We start from the raw sequence: 14,785 nt of genomic DNA, 5'->3' as shown, positions 1-14,785 counted from the left end.
AGAACCCCATCCCAAACGAGCAAATAAAGTACAACAGATTTGAAAGTGCTTACCTATTCGACAGATAGCAAGTTGATCGTTTGTCCTGAAAACAGCTCAACGTCAAGTGAAATGGAGTGTTTCCGTAAGGTTCCTGCGGATTTTCGCCCCGTAAATATTCGGCTGAGATTTCCTGCGGAGTTGCCTTGATGCTGTTTTTTTCTTTAGGTTAAATCTAAAGTTACCTAAGGTCATATAATAAGAGCCTCGTAATAAGGCGCCCTAGTAAGTCAGCTATAAGAGATGATAGGGGGAATAGAAATGCGTGCACTTTCGAAGATTTTGTCGAATTTTGTCCAGATAGGGCAACTTGTAATTTTTGATGCCAAAGATAAAAAGCACGTTTTTGGCAGTGATGAAAGCGGCCCCTCCGCTGCATTGCGTTTTCACAGTCAGAAGCTTCCCTACACACTTCTGATTGATCCTGAGCTGAAAGCAGCCGAAGCCTATATGGATGGCTTAATCACCATGGAGCCGGGTCACACTCTGAATGATCTGGTTGCTGTGTTCATGGCGAATGATGGCCTGCTTACAGAACATCCTATTCAACGAATTTTGACTTTCATGAAAGATGGTCATACGCGGCGACGCCTTGGTCTGAACCTGAAGAAAAACAAAGCGCAGGTGCGCCATCATTATGATTTGTCGACGGACTTGTATCGGCTCTTTCTTGATGACGGACTAAATTATAGCTGTGCTTATTACCGGACGCCTGAGGATACGCTTGAAGAAGCCCAGCAAGCCAAGCTGGATCATCTTGTTGCAAAGCTGGACCTGAAGCCAGGCATGTCAGTTCTTGAAATTGGCGGCGGCTGGGGCTCTCTGGCTATTCGTATGGCGCAGACCGGTGCGCAGGTGACCTCTCTCAATGTCTCTACCGAGCAGATCAAAATTGCTGAGGAGCGTGTGAAAGCTGCCGGTCTTGAGGGCAAGGTTGATTTTGTCTGTCTGGACTACAACGAGTTTGAAGGTGAGTTTGATCGCGTTGTTTCTGTCGGCATGATGGAGCATGTTGGCCACGGCAATCTGGGTGCTTACTTTGCCAAGATCAGAGACTGTCTGAAGCAGGATGGCTATGCTGTCATTCACTCGATTGGTCGTAGTGGCCCCCCGGGTGTAACGGGCCCATTTCTGAGCAAATACATCTTCCCGGGTGGGTATTGTCCTGCTCTTTCAGAGACTTTTGCCGATATTGAGAAAACGGGTCTTTGGGTCTGTGATAACGAGATCTTACGGCTGCACTATTATTACACCCTGAGAGATTGGCGGCTTAACTTTGAGCGTAACCGGGACAAGATCAAAGAGCTGTATGACGAGCGCTTTTGCAAAATGTGGGAGTTTTATCTGTCAGGCTGCGAAATGAACTTCCTGCATGGGCGGCTCATGGTGTTCCAGTTGATCCTGTCTAAAGAACGGGATGCTGTGCCGATTATCCGTGACTTCATTGGTGACAATGAGCAGGCGATGATCTCTCATCGTGATGATCGCAGAAAAACGGCCTAAGCTGTTCTGTATTAAAGAAGTGGCCCTGGAATTAGTTCCGGGGTTTGTTGGGTTGGATCATTGACGCCCAGTAAAATCATTGGCTACTTTCCTGATGTTTAGAATGCATGGGTGAAAGCAGGTCGTTGGTGTTTGATGATATTCCATTGCCCTCGCAAAGGCGGCGAGAGGGCATTTTCAATTTTTCCGAACCGGGTAAGTCTACAGCTTATGCCGTTTTGTTTGCGCTTTTGCTTGGGCAGTTTGCTGCCCATCGGTTTTATCTGCGCAAGCTTGGCAGTGCTGTTGTCATCAACTGCCTGAACATTACAGCAGTTTTGATCCTGATCCCGTTGCTGATGGGATTGGACGGGCATAATTTGATTGCTGATCTGACGACAGGCGAGTGGGTTGGCTTCGGTGTTGCCATCGGCATGGCGATGATTGCGAACATTTGGGTGTTTATCGATCTGATCGTGCTGATTGTATTGCTTATTCGGGAGAGCTTTTAGGGCAGCTGTGAGGCGGCGTCTTGGTTTCTTCAGGTTTGCCTAGGAAGAATTCATAACCCCTAGTTCTATGCCGTAAATTTCGAGAGATGTGTTGATCGATAATGCGTGTCAGCCTCTGAGTGTGATCGAAGCTCACCGGAGGTCGTAGTTATGAGCGATCAAACCGTCATTCCGCCTAGTAAAAGAGGTTTCTTTTATCTCAAGAATCCGCACAAATCTGCTGTGGTGACGGTGATCCTGTCGCTCTTTTTGGGCGGCTTGGGGCTGCATCGGTTTTATCTTGGTAAGCCGCTGAGCGGAGCAGTGATGCTTGTTCTCTCTTTGATTACGGCTTTTCTGATTGTGAGCGGTCTGAACCGGATGGAGACGTTGGATCCAAACGGGATGCTGGCCGTTGTCAGTGGAGCTTTGGGGTTGGGAATGATTGTCTCTGCGTGGGCGTTCGTTGATCTTCTGATCATCCTTGTGGGGGTGTTCAATACACCTTCCGAGCCGAATGAGGTTCGTTAGAGGCCCATTACAAAGAAAAGCCGAAGCTGGGGGGCTTCGGCTTAGCTCTTGGAGCCAGTTTAGGTATCGCCTGTTATTCGGGGCACGAATAATCCTGGGAGGGGATTAAACAGGGCGAAAACCTTAGGAGAGGCGCTTGTGGTTATTCAGCTGCTTCCAATTCCAGTTCTGATGCTTCAAGGGCGACAGCAGCAGATTGGATGATTGATGCGAAACGAACAGCTGTTTGCACCATCTCGGCAGTTACACCAGCCTTGCGTAGGATAGCTTCGTGGCTATCAATGCACATGCCACAGCCGTTGATGGCGGATACAGCAAGCGACCACAATTCAAAATCGACTTTGTCTACGCCCGGCTTGCCAATCACGTTCATACGCAATTTGGCAGGCATGGTTCCGTACTGCTCATTTGAGGAGAGGTGTACGAAGCGGTAGTAGATGTTGTTCATGCTCATGATTGATACAGCAGCTTTGGCGGCGCTCATCGCTTCTGCGGACAGGTGCGGAGCAGCTTCTGCAATCAGGGCCTTCTTCACGTCTGCATTGCGGGTGGCGATGGCGCAAGCGACGATCAGGCCGTATTTTTGTTGAGCAGTCAGAGATTCATCAGTTCCCATAGAGCCAAGATTCAAACGAACGTCCTTAGCAAAGTCACCAAGGCGGGATTTCAAGGAATCGATGGACATGATGTTTCTCCTAATGATTTTGGCAATGGGCCACGTGCAAAGTGATGGTTTTTAGTTTTTGATGCGCAAACTCTTCCGAAACCTGTTTTTTATTGTCTTCGGAAGTACGCTAAAAAAGACCGGAGCCTGCGATTTTTCGCTTTATGTGCTCCGGTCCTGATCGTTCCGGAATTAAGCTGCGATTACGTCGCCGCCAACTTCACGGTTACATGGGCAGAGTTCGTCGGTCTGCAGAGCGTCGAGAACACGCAGGGTGTCTTTAGGGTTACGGCCAACGTTCAGGTTGGTTGCGTAGATGTGCTGGATGGTGTTTTCGTTGTCGACAACGAAGGTGTAGCGGTATGCAACGCCGTCTGGGGAACGAACGCCAAGGCCATCGATCAGGGAACCGTTGGTGTCAGCGAATGCCCAGATTGGCAGCTTGTCGAGGTCTGCGTGGTCACGGCGCCATGCCAGCTTACAGAATTCGTTGTCGGAAGAACCGCCGAGTACAACTGCGTCACGATCTTCAAACTCACTTGCAAGGCGAGCGAATTCAGCGATTTCGGTTGGGCATACGAAAGTGAAGTCTTTTGGGTAGAAGAAGATTACTTTCCACTTACCTTCGAAGCTTTTTTCAGTGATTGCTTCAAATGCGCTTTCGCCGTTTTCTTCGTGGTTGTTGAAACCAGGCTTTACGCCAACTACTTCAAATTCTGGAAGCTTTTCGCCGATACCGAGCATGGTACTCTCCTAAATATGGAATGACGCCAGAGCGCGTCGATTAGTGATTCTCATGAAGACTTGGAAAATACGTCTTCGTTGGGGTCTTTATGCAACTCTTGATTTGATCGGTCAAAACGATAATAACGAAGAAGTCCATCGATTTTTTCGATGGGCATGCTAAGTTGTCTCGGGATTGGCCAAATTCCGCCAAAACTTAGAGAAATTCTAATCTATGAGCTTTGATCTGTGTCATCTGGTCGCACAATGTTACCCACATTAAAACAGCTTCAGTACTTCAAATCGCTGGCCAAACACCTGTCTTTTTCGAAGGCGGCAGAGGCTTGTTTCATCACGCAATCAACGCTTTCTGCCTCGATCAAGCAGTTGGAGGGCATACTTGGATGTGAGCTGCTGGACCGCTCTGGTCGCACGCTCGTTCTGACTGAAGCGGGAGAGAAGGTGCTTGAGAGGGCATCCTTGCTGTTGCGTGATGCGGAGGACCTTGTGCAGGGGGCTCGTGCGCAGAACAAGCCGTTGTGTGGTCGGTTCCGGTTGGGGGTGATCCCGTCTATCGCTCCGTTTCTGCTGCCGCGCTTTCTGCCTCAGCTCAGAGAGCTTTATCCTGAGCTGCAATTGTTCCTTCGTGAGGATCTGTCGCGCAATCTGATGATTGCTTTGCGGGAAGGGCGCATTGATGCGGCACTGATGGCGTTGCCCTATGACACGACGGGGTTTGAATCTGCCGAGATTGGGAGCGATGATTTTTATCTGGCCGTGCCGAGCGTACACGCGCTGGCGGGAGCCCATGAAGTGATGATGGAAGATCTGGCAGATGAGGTGTTGTTGCTGTTGGAAGATGGCCACTGTTTGCGAAACCATGTTCTTGCCGCAACGGGAGGGCGCATGCTGACGGCAAATGAAGATGTACAAGCCACATCTTTATCAACACTTGTGCAAATGGTGGATAACGGCATCGGCGTCACTTTGGTGCCACGTATTGCAGTAGATGCAGATATCGACCGCGGGACTTCTTTGAAGCTGATCAAAATTGCCGACAAGAATGCGCGCCGGACGATTGGAATGGTCTGGAGGCGTAAATCTTCTTTTGAAGGAAATGCAAAATTACTTTGCAAGGCTCTGGAACGCTTTATGGTTGAAACTCAAAGAGACGTCTCGGTTCCTCAAGATGTATCGGAGAAGAGTGCTTGAAAAAAGCGCGTTCAAAGGAGAAACCAGAGCCATTAAAGCGCAGGATCAGGCGTTGGGTGTTGCGTACACTCGGGGTGCTTGTGGCTTTGCCGGTGGTGCTGACCCTGCTGTATTCTGTGGTTCCTCCTTATTCCAGTCTGATGTTGTTTCGCGTTGTGACTGGTCAGCCCGTTTGGCGTGAATGGGTGCCTTTGGAAGAAATTTCCGTTAATTTACAACGTTCTGTGGTCGTCTCCGAGGACGCTACGTTCTGCACTCATGGCGGCGTTGACTGGCCTGCGGTGCGTGGGCAGGCCTGGAAGTTGTTTGAAGGCAAGCGACCTCGGGGGGCGAGTACCATCACCATGCAGCTTGCGAAGAACCTGTTTCTCTGGAACGACAGGGATTATCTGCGCAAAGTGCTGGAGGTTCCGCTGGCGATGCTCATCGATACGGTGCTTTCGAAACGGCGGGTGTTGGAGATCTATCTGAACGTTGCTGAATGGGGTCCGGGGATCTTTGGAGTGGAAGCTGCATCGCAAACTTTCTTTGGGAAAAGTGCTGCAAAACTTTCTGCGACTCAGGCCTCTTTGCTGGCTACAGCGCTCCCAAATCCAATTGCCAGGAACCCTGCAAAACCTAGCTCTGGACATCGCAGGCTTGCCGGTATAAACCGTAGCCGAGCTCAGGTGGCCGGCGAAGTGCTTAACTGTATTTCGGCGCCGGAGAGGTAGTGCGAAATTATTTTCGTATAAGGACTGGCAAATCCTTCTGTTTGCCTGTATAACCCCCGCCAATCTGAGAGATTGTGTATTTCGCACGTTAACGCCGCGCTTGAGTGGCGCGTGCGCATGTGACGAGAGAGAGAGCTACAATGGCTGTTCCTAAGAAAAAAGTATCGCGTATGAAGCGCGGCTTTCGCCGTTCTACTGATGCTCTGGCACAACCAGCTTACGTGGAAGACAAGGATTCCGGCGAACTTCGTCGCCCGCACCATGTTGACCTGAAGAGTGGTATGTACCGGGGTCGTCAGATCCTTCAGGCTAAAGACGACGCTTAAGTCTGAAGCGATCAACGCGAGTTGATTTTGAAAAGGCCGTCCCTCGGGGCGGCTTTTTCTTTTTGTGGTGTTTTGCTTGAACTAAAAAAGGCCGCTCTGTGAAAGGGCGGCCTTTTTTATTTTCTGCTAGCGCTGGCTTTCGAACGCTAATCTTGCTGCAAGGCCTGCAAACACAGCACCTAAAAGATAATTTGCCAGAAACTTAAGCTTTCCGTTGCCGCCGAGTGTTCGCATCATATGATTTGCTGCCACAATGACAGTCCCGTTGATGAAGAAGCCGACTGTGTTCAGCACGGTGGCAAAGATCATAATTTGTAATGCGACGTTTCCAGCTTCTGGTTCCACAAACTGAGGAAACAGAGCCAAGATGAAGATGACCATCTTTGGATTGAGCAGATTGGTTAGCAAACCCTGGCGAAACATCTGAATAGATGAGTGCCTCTTACTCTCAACAGTCGTACTGACCGTTGCTGATTTTGAGGTGAATGCCTTCCAAGCAAGAAACAGCAAATAGGCGGCACCTACAAACCGGACAACATCATAAGCGATAGGAACAGCAAGGAAGAGCTGTGACAGGCCAAATGCTGCGGCGAGCGCATGAAAGTATGTTCCTGTGGCTATTCCTGCGAAGGTGGCTAGCCCTGCGCGTCTTCCCTGAGCTGCACTGCGGGAGGCAATGAGCAGCATGTCCGGGCCAGGAGTTGCAGTAAGGGCAAAGGACGCTGCCGTGAACAGAAGCAGCGTTGAAAGATCTGGCATTGCGTTTTCACCCGAGTTCGTATGCAAACGAGAGGTCATATCGGAATTGACCGCACACATCAAACTAGTTCAATTTTGCGGATGCGTTCCAGCAAAGAAAAACCGCCCCGTAGAGAGGCGGTTTTGGTGATTTGTCGTCATGTAATGTTACAGAGCGGGAGGTTCCTCACCGCTTGATTTTAACCGTTAGCTACGTACTGAGCGCCGTTGATGGTCATGACGGAGCCGGTGACGAAGGCTGCGGCTGTGGAGGCGAGGTAGCAGACCATGCCTGCGATCTCTTCTGCCTTACCGAGGCGACCCACCGGGATCTGGCCGATGATGCCTTCCAGAACCTTCTCAGGCACAGCAGCGACCATATCAGTGTCGATATAGCCAGGGCAGATGCAGTTCACGGTGATGCCCTTGCGCGCTGTTTCCTGCGCCAGTGCTTTTGTGAAGCCGATCACGCCTGCTTTTGCTGCGGAGTAGTTGGTCTGGCCGATCTGGCCTTTTTGTCCATTGATGGAAGAAATGTTGATGATGCGGCCAATGCCACGCTCGCGCATTCCATCCAGAACCGGGCGGCTCATTGTGAACATTGAGTCGAGGTTGGTTTTCATCACGGCGGTCCACTGGTCATAATCCATCTTGTGGAACCAGCCATCGCGGGTGATGCCCGCGTTGTTTACGAGAACTTCGACCGGGCCGAGCTCTTCTGCCACCTGAGCAATACCTGCTTCACAGGCCTTAGGGTCCGCTACATCCCATTTGTAAACACTGATGCCGGTTTCTGCGCTGAATTTATCAGCCGCTTCCGTGTTGCCTGCATATGTTGCTGCAACTGTGTACCCTGCATCCTTCAATCCTTTGGAAATCGCTGCGCCGATGCCACGCGTTCCTCCGGTTACAATTGCTACCCTGCTCATCGATATACTCCCCGCCTTAGGAATAAAATATTGGAACCCACCGTTACAGGTAATAATAATGACGGAGCAAAGACAACTCCGTCATTAGTTAGGGAATTGACTTGAACTTTACGCAGGGACCATAAAGCTCAATTATTCCAATTAGGTGACATTACTACCAATGTTGAGGTTATTTTCTCTCAACACACAGTGCGATACCCATGCCACCACCAATGCATAGGGTTGCCAAGCCTTTTTTCTTCTCTTCGCGCTTCATTTCATGCAGAAGTGTTACAAGTACACGAGCACCGGACGCGCCGATTGGGTGACCAAGAGCGATTGCGCCGCCGTTGACGTTCAGCTTGTCTGAGTCGATTCCCAGTTCCTGACCAACCGCAAGAGCCTGCGCTGCGAACGCTTCGTTTGCTTCGATGAGATCGAGGTCATCGATAGCCCAGCCAGCTTTTTCGAGTGCTTTTTTGGAAGCAGGGATTGGGCCAAGACCCATGTATGCAGGATCAACACCAGCAGTTGCCCATGACTTGATGGTTGCCAGCGGTTTCAGGCCACGCTTTTCAGCTGCATCTGCGCTCATCAAAACAAGGGCTGCTGCACCATCGTTGATGCCGGATGCGTTGGCTGCGGTTACGGTGCCTTCTTTTTTGAATGCCGGGCGCAGTTTCTGCATTGCGGAGATTTCAGCACCCATGCGGATGAATTCATCATCTTCCACCACGCGCTCAGTTCTGCGCTCTTTTACGGTGATTGGAGTGATTTCGTCTTTGAACTTGCCAGCTTTCAGAGCAGCTTCTGCTTTGTTCTGAGAGGAGACAGCGAACTCGTCCTGAGCTTCACGGGTGATCTGGTACTTTTCTGCGATGTTTTCTGCAGTGATACCCATGTGATAGCCTTGGAATGCATCAATCAGGCCGTCCTTCAGCATGGTGTCAGTCATGGAGTAGTCACCCATTTTCACGCCGGCACGCAAGCTCTGGCAGTGTGGGGACAGGGTCATGTTTTCCTGACCGCCTGCAACGATGATATCTGCATCGCCGGACTGGATCTGCTGCATGCCCATAGCGACAGCGCGCAGGCCTGACCCGCAAACCTGGTTGATGACGATAGCGGTCGAATCATCTGCCATGCCAGCGTTGATCGCTGCCTGACGTGCCGGGTTCTGACCGAGGCCAGAAGTGAGCACGTGACCGAAGATGACTTCGTTGACGTCGTTTGCTTCCACTTTCGCCTGATCAAGTGCTGACTTGATAACCGCTGTGCCGAGGTCTTGAGCTGGGGTGTTGGCGTAGGACCCGTTGAAGGATCCGATTGGGGTACGTGTCGCGCTTACAATTACAACATCATTAGGCGAGGTCATGTGCAATTCTCCAATATTTGTGCAATGCGGGACTTCTTATTCGCACGCAAATCACCAGGGCGGGCAGCCATGCTGGTGCAATGCAGCATAAGAGATCCTTCGAACTCGTAGAATACCTAATGGGCAGACTATTCAATTTGTAGGGGGGAAAGCCAGATGAATTCGATAATTCCAATTAAGACCATAGTAGACCAATGAAACCGCTAGCGTGAAAGGTGGGATTTAGCTTACTCTGCGGCTTACTAGTTAATCTCGTATGTAAAAAATATGGGATCAGGGGGGAGCTGGCCGGAGCAAATTGGGATAGTGTTCCAGATCAGCCATAATAGCGCATTGAGGTACTCAAATCTGATGGCTAAGACAAACGAAGCCACTATCATCAAGAAGTACGCCAACCGGCGGCTCTACAATACTGGAACCAGCACCTATGTGACTCTCGAGGATCTTGCGGTGATGGTGAAGGATGAAGATGACTTCGTCGTCATTGACGCCAAATCCGGTGATGACATCACGCGGACTGTTCTGACGCAGATTATCTTTGAGCAGGAAAGCAAGGGGCAGAACCTTCTTCCAATTACCTTCCTGCGCCAGCTGATCCGGTTTTACGGTGACAGCATGCAAAACCTCGTGCCGAGCTATCTGGAATTCTCCATGTCCTCTCTCACCCGAGAGCAAGAGAAGTTGCGCAGCCAGATGAACCAGAACTTTGGCTCCTCTGCCTTTGAAGTTCTGGAAGATCAGGTGAAGCGCAATGCGGATATGTTTGACCGCGCGATGAAAATGTTCCTGCCGTTTGATGGTGCTAATCCTGCGGATATGCCGGGGCAAGCTCAAACGCCGGAAAAAGAAGCTGCGCCTAAACCTGCAGAAACACAGGCCAGCAGTGGCGATATTTCTGATCTGAAAGAGCAGCTTGCAGAAATGCAAAAGCAGATTGCAGCTCTTGCAGCGGCCAAAAAAGACGCCTGATAATTCATATTACTGCTGAATTACGGAAGCCGGAGGGACACCTTCGGCTTTTTTGTAATCCAAATAAACCTCCACCTCGGGTGGAGGACTGGAAGAGTTCTACATTTTCAGTAAGAGACCTCCCTGCTTCGGCCATTGGCGTGGCCTTTCCACACTTGAGCAGGGAGGTTTTTTATGGATACCGATCACCTTAACCACAGCACCTGGGACTGTAAATATCACGTTGTCTTTACGAGTAAGTACCGGACAAAGCGTCTTTATGGTGAGTTGCGGCGAGAGCTGAAAGATAGGTTTGTTACGTTAGCGTTGCAAAAGAGTTGCCGAATTGAAGAGGGAGAGCTGATGCCAGACCATGTGCACATGCTGATCTCAATCCCACCTAAATACTCTGTCTCTCATATTGTTGGCTTTTTGAAGGGTAAGACTTCGCTTTATGTTGCCAACAAATATGCGAGGAAACGACGCTACAAAGGCTATCATTTTTGGGCGCGGGGATACTTCGTCTCAACTACGGGCTATCAAGAACAGGTCGTTAGACGCTATATTCAAAATCAAGAGAAGAAGGATAAGGCAAGTGACTATAACGACCTGTTTAAACTTAGTTATTGAGCGTTCACAAAACCACTTCTAGTGGTTCAAGCGAAGCGTTTCAAACCTCCACCTCTGGTGGAGGTCTTTGACTTAATATATCCATGGGAACAGGCGGCAGGGGACTTTTTGCGTATAGGTTGTGTAACCTTCGCAGTTGCTGGTGAGGGTTTTTTCTTCAGTTCTCATCAGCGGCAGGAAGCCGAGGATGATGAGCGGGATTGCGAGGAAGGCGAAGAGTTTTGAGCCCAGTATCATGGAAAGGCCTGCGATGCAGAACATGAGACCGAGATACATGGGGTGGCGGACCAGTGCGTACGGTCCGCAGCTTTCAACGCATTGCTGCTCGCTCAGGTCTATTTGAGGTGTTGGCTTGGCGAAGGGGCTTTTGCTGAAGGTCCAGACGATGAGAATGACACCGCACAGGAAGAGGAACAGGCCTCTGAGGATTGGTTTCACGTCTCCCGTTTGAGGCAGGATATGCCAGAGGTGAGCGTCCAGAGCAGCGAGCAGGAAGTAGATGAAGATCACTCCGAACAGAATGAGAGTGGCGCGTTTGTCTCCCTTCAGGGCCTTGGAGGGGAACGAGGTGCGTTCTTTGAACAACCAGGGATTTATGCGGGCGAGCCATAAGCCTACGCCGACTTGCGCGAAGTAAACCAGTGCCACAATCATCAAGCCCCGCGGCCATGCCAGTGATGATCCTGCGAAAGCGATGGATGGCAAGATGGCGAGTGCGATGAAGACCGCGAGCATCGCTGAGCTTATGGTCAGACGTAGGTACAGACTTCTCTCCATCTCAACTTGCGTGTGTTGCAATTGCACAAGTTTACGGAGAGAAACCGTCTTTGAGGCGAACAGATTGCTGGTCTGCTGAATACCCGGTTAGTGGGATGTTTCTAATTCGCCGGAACCTGCTCATTGATCAGCCCCAGTGTGCGAATGTAACTGGCGAACGCTGGTTCTGTGGTGAACTGGTAAGCGGTCAGGCCTGCTTCGCGTGCGCCTTCCACATTGTCGAGGCGGTCATCCACGAACAGGGTTTCTTCTGGTTGGAAGCCGTACTTCTCGCAGACTGTCAGGTAGATGTTCGGGTCTGGTTTGCGGGTTCCGAATTCGGCGGAGGCATGGCCGCGGTCACCAAAGATTGGCTCAAGTGCCGGGGCGACTTCATAGAGCGCGTCTTTCAGCATCATGCCGTTGTTTGTCAGCAGGGCGACTTCGTGGTTTTGTTTGATTGCTTCCACATGGGAGAGCATGTCCGGCCATTTGGTCATCATATCCCGGCGGATTTTGACCCACGTTTCACGTGAAATGGGATGGCCCAGAAGCCGTTGATACTGCGAGAGGTATTCTGCTGCGGTGTGCGGTGTACCTGCTTCGGCAGCGTTTTCTTCTGGTCCCTTAAAGACGATATGATCGATCTCTTCGGCTGGTTTGCCGGTCATGTCAGCGAGGACATTCAGACGGTAGGGGTGGTCATAATCGTAAAGGACGTTGTCCATATCAAAAATAACAAAGCGAATAGGCATGGGTACCAATCTGAAATGAAGTGAACCGTGATAGTGGTGCAGTTGCTGGGCGCAATATAGTCCAGCAACTGCGGTAAAGTTGTGTCAGCCTGCGTCAGCTGTGAAACCAGCTGCTTCAATGCCTGCAATGGCTGCAGCTTCATCATTTTCGGATGTGTCGCCGGTGATGCCGACAGCGCCGAGAATTTCGCCGTCAGTATTGCGGACCAGAACGCCGCCCGGTACCGGCACAATGCCACCGCCTGCAACGCCGTTGAGGGCCTGCACAAAGTGAGGGCGGCTTTGGGCGTTGTCGTTGAGCCAGCGGGAACCTGCGCCAACGGCTACGGCGCCATAGGCTTTACCCATTGCGATTTGTGGGCGCAAAATTGATGACCCGTCTTGACGTTCGAGTGCGACGAGGTGGCCGCCTGCATCCAGTACAGCGACGGTGAGCGGTTTGAGACCTAACTCGCTTCCCTTAGCCTGTGCTGCTGAGATGATTGTCCGGGCGTGATCAAGATTGAATTGCACCATAAGTATTTCCTGATAGGTTTTGCTGAATCACCCTGTTTTAGCAGAGGATGATGATGCGGGGAATTCTTCGTTAGGGGACCGGAGATTCACTGCCAAATACAAAGAGGGATTTTTCGTGTTTAGAGATTTTCATGCTCCGGGTCGCTCCGCTGTTTATGCACCACATGCGATGGCAGCGACATCCCATCCATTGGCTACCAACGCAGCGCTCGAAATTTTGAGAGAGGGCGGTACTGCCGTTGATGCTGCTGTGGCCGCGATGGCTGTTCATTCTGTCGTGGAACCGCATATGACGGGCATTGGTGGTGATTGCTTTGCCATTGTTGCGCAGCCGGATGGTACGTTGTCGGGCATGAATTCTTCTGGGCGTGCTTCTAAAAATGTGAGCGCGGATAAGCTGATAGCAGATGGTTTGCTTGATGTTGCCGTGGATTCAATTCACGCCGTGACCGTTCCGGGCGCCTTGCGCGGGTGGGAGAAGCTGCTCAAAGACCATGGACGGTTTTCATTCGACAGGGTTCTGAAGCGGGCCATCAGTTATGCGCGTGATGGGTACTCGGTCTGCCCGCGTGTGGCTGCGGACTGGAAAGGTGCTGTTGACTTTCTCAAGCGTGATGAAGGTGCAGCAGAGCTGTTTTTGAAGGATGGTCGTGCGCCTGTTGTTGGCGAAGTGATGCGCAACCTCCCACTGGCTGAGACATTGGTAGCTGTGGCAAAGGGTGGAGCGGATGCGTTCTACAACGGCCCGATTGCTGAAGAGATTGCAGCCACTGTCCAGTCTAAGGGTGGTTATCTGACTGCGGAGGATCTGGCTGCGCATGAGGCTGTTGATCTGACGCCAGTCACCACAGACTATCGCGGTGTGACGGTTGCTGAGTTACCGCCAAATGGGCAGGGTATTGTTGCTCTTGTCATGCTGGAGCTGATGAAGCGGTTTGACTGGGCTGATCTTGATCCGACGGGGCCGGAGCGGTTCCATCTGGAACTGGAGATTGCCAAGATTGCTTACTCCGGACGTGATCGTTTTCTTGCTGATCCTGAGACTATGGAGTTTGACCCGCAGGCGTTTCTTGATAGCGACTACATCGACAGCCTTGCAAAGCTGATCCGCACTGACGGGGTATTGCCGCGTCAGCCGGAAGAAGTTCTCTCGCCAAAGTCTGATACGGTTTATCTGAGTGTGGTTGATGAGAACGGTCTTGCGATCTCCTTCATCAACTCCATCTATCACGGCTTCGGCTCTGGCATTGCAACGCCGAAATCTGGTGTGCTGCTGCAAAATCGGGGCGCTTGTTTTACGTTGGAAGAAGGTCATCCCAACCAGATTGCTGCTGGAAAACGGCCAATGCACACGATCATTCCGGCGATGGTTCTGAAGGATGGCGTGCCGTATATGAGCTTTGGTGTGATGGGCGGTGGGTATCAGCCATGCGGGCATGCACATGTGCTCTCCAACCATCTGGATTACGGCATGAACATGCAGGAAGCCATTGATTGTCCGCGTATGTTCATTGATGAGAAGTCTCTGTCCCTGCAGGCTGAAACCAGTGTTCCGGCAGAGACCGTTGAAGCTCTCAAAGCGCTGGGCCATGAGGTTTCCATTGTCGCGACCCCAATTGGCGGCGGGCAGGCCATCATGTTTGACCGAGCCAACGGCGGCGGCCTGATTGGCGGCTCTGATCCACGCAAAGACGGCTGCGCACTGGGGTACTAAGGTGCTGGTGCTTTGCTAACTATGATGGGTATCCAGAGTGACTGGTTGGTTGCTCTGGAACCTCAACCGTCATGCCGGACAAGCGGAGCGCTGATCCGGTATCCAGTGCCAAAGGTGCTGGCGTTGGTAAGGGCAGCTCTGGATCCCTGTGTGTTTGTTTTGTGCTTGAATGGTAGCGAGGCGGAGGTCGTTGGGTCCCAGATCAGAGCCCAGCACGGCTTTAGATCGTGACGCGGCCAGACCCCGCCTCGCATGTATTACCAA

The 14,785-nt window shown here is 51.3% G+C and carries 17 protein-coding genes; 9 read left to right on the top strand and 8 right to left on the bottom strand.

Annotated features, from left to right (window positions below):
- Nucleotides 1-300: 300 nt before the first annotated feature.
- The 3 genes from PsAD26_RS01115 (at nt 301) to PsAD26_RS01105 (ending at nt 2,543) form a co-directional block, all read left to right on the top strand.
- A complete protein-coding gene (locus tag PsAD26_RS01115) occupies nt 301-1,542 on the top strand; it encodes a cyclopropane-fatty-acyl-phospholipid synthase family protein (RefSeq protein WP_063305953.1) in 1,242 nt (413 codons plus the stop codon).
- A 128-nt stretch (nt 1,543-1,670) separates the two neighbouring features.
- Nucleotides 1,671-2,033 carry an NINE protein gene (locus PsAD26_RS01110; protein WP_208859968.1) on the top strand — a complete coding sequence of 121 codons (363 nt, stop codon included), beginning with the start codon at nt 1,671-1,673 and terminating at the stop codon, nt 2,031-2,033.
- A 150-nt stretch (nt 2,034-2,183) separates the two neighbouring features.
- The gene (locus PsAD26_RS01105) at nt 2,184-2,543 is read left to right on the top strand and encodes an NINE protein (RefSeq protein WP_063291290.1); all 360 of its coding nucleotides are present in this window, start codon (nt 2,184-2,186) and stop codon (nt 2,541-2,543) included.
- Nucleotides 2,544-2,685: 142 nt separating this feature from the next.
- Here the strand turns inward: PsAD26_RS01105 and PsAD26_RS01100 are convergent, their stop codons facing one another.
- Both PsAD26_RS01100 and PsAD26_RS01095 read right to left on the bottom strand, forming a co-directional pair.
- Nucleotides 2,686-3,228 (bottom strand): carboxymuconolactone decarboxylase family protein, encoded by a 543-nt coding sequence (locus PsAD26_RS01100; RefSeq protein WP_057464702.1) that lies wholly within the window; start codon nt 3,226-3,228, stop codon nt 2,686-2,688.
- Nucleotides 3,229-3,399: 171 nt separating this feature from the next.
- A complete protein-coding gene (locus PsAD26_RS01095) occupies nt 3,400-3,951 on the bottom strand; it encodes a peroxiredoxin (protein ID WP_057464703.1) in 552 nt (183 codons plus the stop codon).
- A 246-nt stretch (nt 3,952-4,197) separates the two neighbouring features.
- Here PsAD26_RS01095 and PsAD26_RS01090 point away from each other — a divergent pair, with 246 nt between their 5' ends.
- From PsAD26_RS01090 to rpmF, 3 genes are all read left to right on the top strand, one after another.
- Nucleotides 4,198-5,142 (top strand): hydrogen peroxide-inducible genes activator, encoded by a 945-nt coding sequence (locus PsAD26_RS01090; RefSeq protein WP_063308950.1) that lies wholly within the window; start codon nt 4,198-4,200, stop codon nt 5,140-5,142.
- A 56-nt stretch (nt 5,143-5,198) separates the two neighbouring features.
- Nucleotides 5,199-5,855 (top strand): monofunctional biosynthetic peptidoglycan transglycosylase, encoded by a 657-nt coding sequence (mtgA, locus tag PsAD26_RS01085; RefSeq protein WP_306418671.1) that lies wholly within the window; start codon nt 5,199-5,201, stop codon nt 5,853-5,855.
- Nucleotides 5,856-5,995: 140 nt separating this feature from the next.
- Nucleotides 5,996-6,181 carry a 50S ribosomal protein L32 gene (gene rpmF / locus PsAD26_RS01080; protein ID WP_057464705.1) on the top strand — a complete coding sequence of 62 codons (186 nt, stop codon included), beginning with the start codon at nt 5,996-5,998 and terminating at the stop codon, nt 6,179-6,181.
- Nucleotides 6,182-6,307: 126 nt separating this feature from the next.
- On the opposite strand, the gene PsAD26_RS01075 is transcribed toward rpmF, so the two are convergent.
- The 3 genes from PsAD26_RS01075 to PsAD26_RS01065 form a co-directional block, all read right to left on the bottom strand.
- Nucleotides 6,308-6,940, bottom strand: a complete 633-nt coding sequence (locus PsAD26_RS01075; RefSeq protein ID WP_063308935.1) for a LysE family translocator — start codon at nt 6,938-6,940, stop codon at nt 6,308-6,310.
- 179 nt (nt 6,941-7,119) lie between these two features.
- Nucleotides 7,120-7,848, bottom strand: a complete 729-nt coding sequence (gene phbB, locus PsAD26_RS01070) for an acetoacetyl-CoA reductase (protein WP_057464706.1) — start codon at nt 7,846-7,848, stop codon at nt 7,120-7,122.
- Between the two features lie 169 nt (nt 7,849-8,017).
- Nucleotides 8,018-9,202 carry an acetyl-CoA C-acetyltransferase gene (locus tag PsAD26_RS01065; RefSeq protein WP_063286141.1) on the bottom strand — a complete coding sequence of 395 codons (1,185 nt, stop codon included), beginning with the start codon at nt 9,200-9,202 and terminating at the stop codon, nt 8,018-8,020.
- 351 nt (nt 9,203-9,553) lie between these two features.
- Between PsAD26_RS01065 and phaR the strand changes: the two genes are divergently transcribed.
- Complete coding sequence (gene phaR / locus PsAD26_RS01060) at nt 9,554-10,171, top strand: polyhydroxyalkanoate synthesis repressor PhaR (protein ID WP_063308934.1); 618 nt, start codon at nt 9,554-9,556, stop codon at nt 10,169-10,171.
- A 174-nt stretch (nt 10,172-10,345) separates the two neighbouring features.
- The gene (tnpA, locus tag PsAD26_RS01055; protein ID WP_063308933.1) at nt 10,346-10,780 is read left to right on the top strand and encodes an IS200/IS605 family transposase; all 435 of its coding nucleotides are present in this window, start codon (nt 10,346-10,348) and stop codon (nt 10,778-10,780) included.
- A gap of 72 nt (nt 10,781-10,852) precedes the next feature.
- Here the strand turns inward: tnpA and PsAD26_RS01050 are convergent, their stop codons facing one another.
- The 3 genes from PsAD26_RS01050 to PsAD26_RS01040 form a co-directional block, all read right to left on the bottom strand.
- Complete coding sequence (locus PsAD26_RS01050; RefSeq protein ID WP_208985444.1) at nt 10,853-11,557, bottom strand: isoprenylcysteine carboxylmethyltransferase family protein; 705 nt, start codon at nt 11,555-11,557, stop codon at nt 10,853-10,855.
- 101 nt (nt 11,558-11,658) lie between these two features.
- A complete protein-coding gene (locus PsAD26_RS01045; RefSeq protein ID WP_063308931.1) occupies nt 11,659-12,291 on the bottom strand; it encodes an HAD family phosphatase in 633 nt (210 codons plus the stop codon).
- 84 nt (nt 12,292-12,375) lie between these two features.
- Nucleotides 12,376-12,807: a heme-binding protein gene (locus PsAD26_RS01040; protein WP_063308930.1), complete on the bottom strand. Its 432-nt coding sequence runs from the start codon at nt 12,805-12,807 to the stop codon at nt 12,376-12,378.
- A gap of 115 nt (nt 12,808-12,922) precedes the next feature.
- Here PsAD26_RS01040 and ggt point away from each other — a divergent pair, with 115 nt between their 5' ends.
- Nucleotides 12,923-14,521 (top strand): gamma-glutamyltransferase, encoded by a 1,599-nt coding sequence (gene ggt / locus PsAD26_RS01035; protein ID WP_063308929.1) that lies wholly within the window; start codon nt 12,923-12,925, stop codon nt 14,519-14,521.
- Nucleotides 14,522-14,785 lie beyond the last annotated feature (264 nt).

It is taken from the genome of Pseudovibrio sp. Ad26 (assembly GCF_001623285.1).
Taxonomy (GTDB): Bacteria; Pseudomonadota; Alphaproteobacteria; order Rhizobiales; family Stappiaceae; genus Pseudovibrio; species Pseudovibrio ascidiaceicola.
Note: the sequence above shows the minus strand (reverse complement) of the source record. Positions and strands in the feature narration are given on the sequence as shown.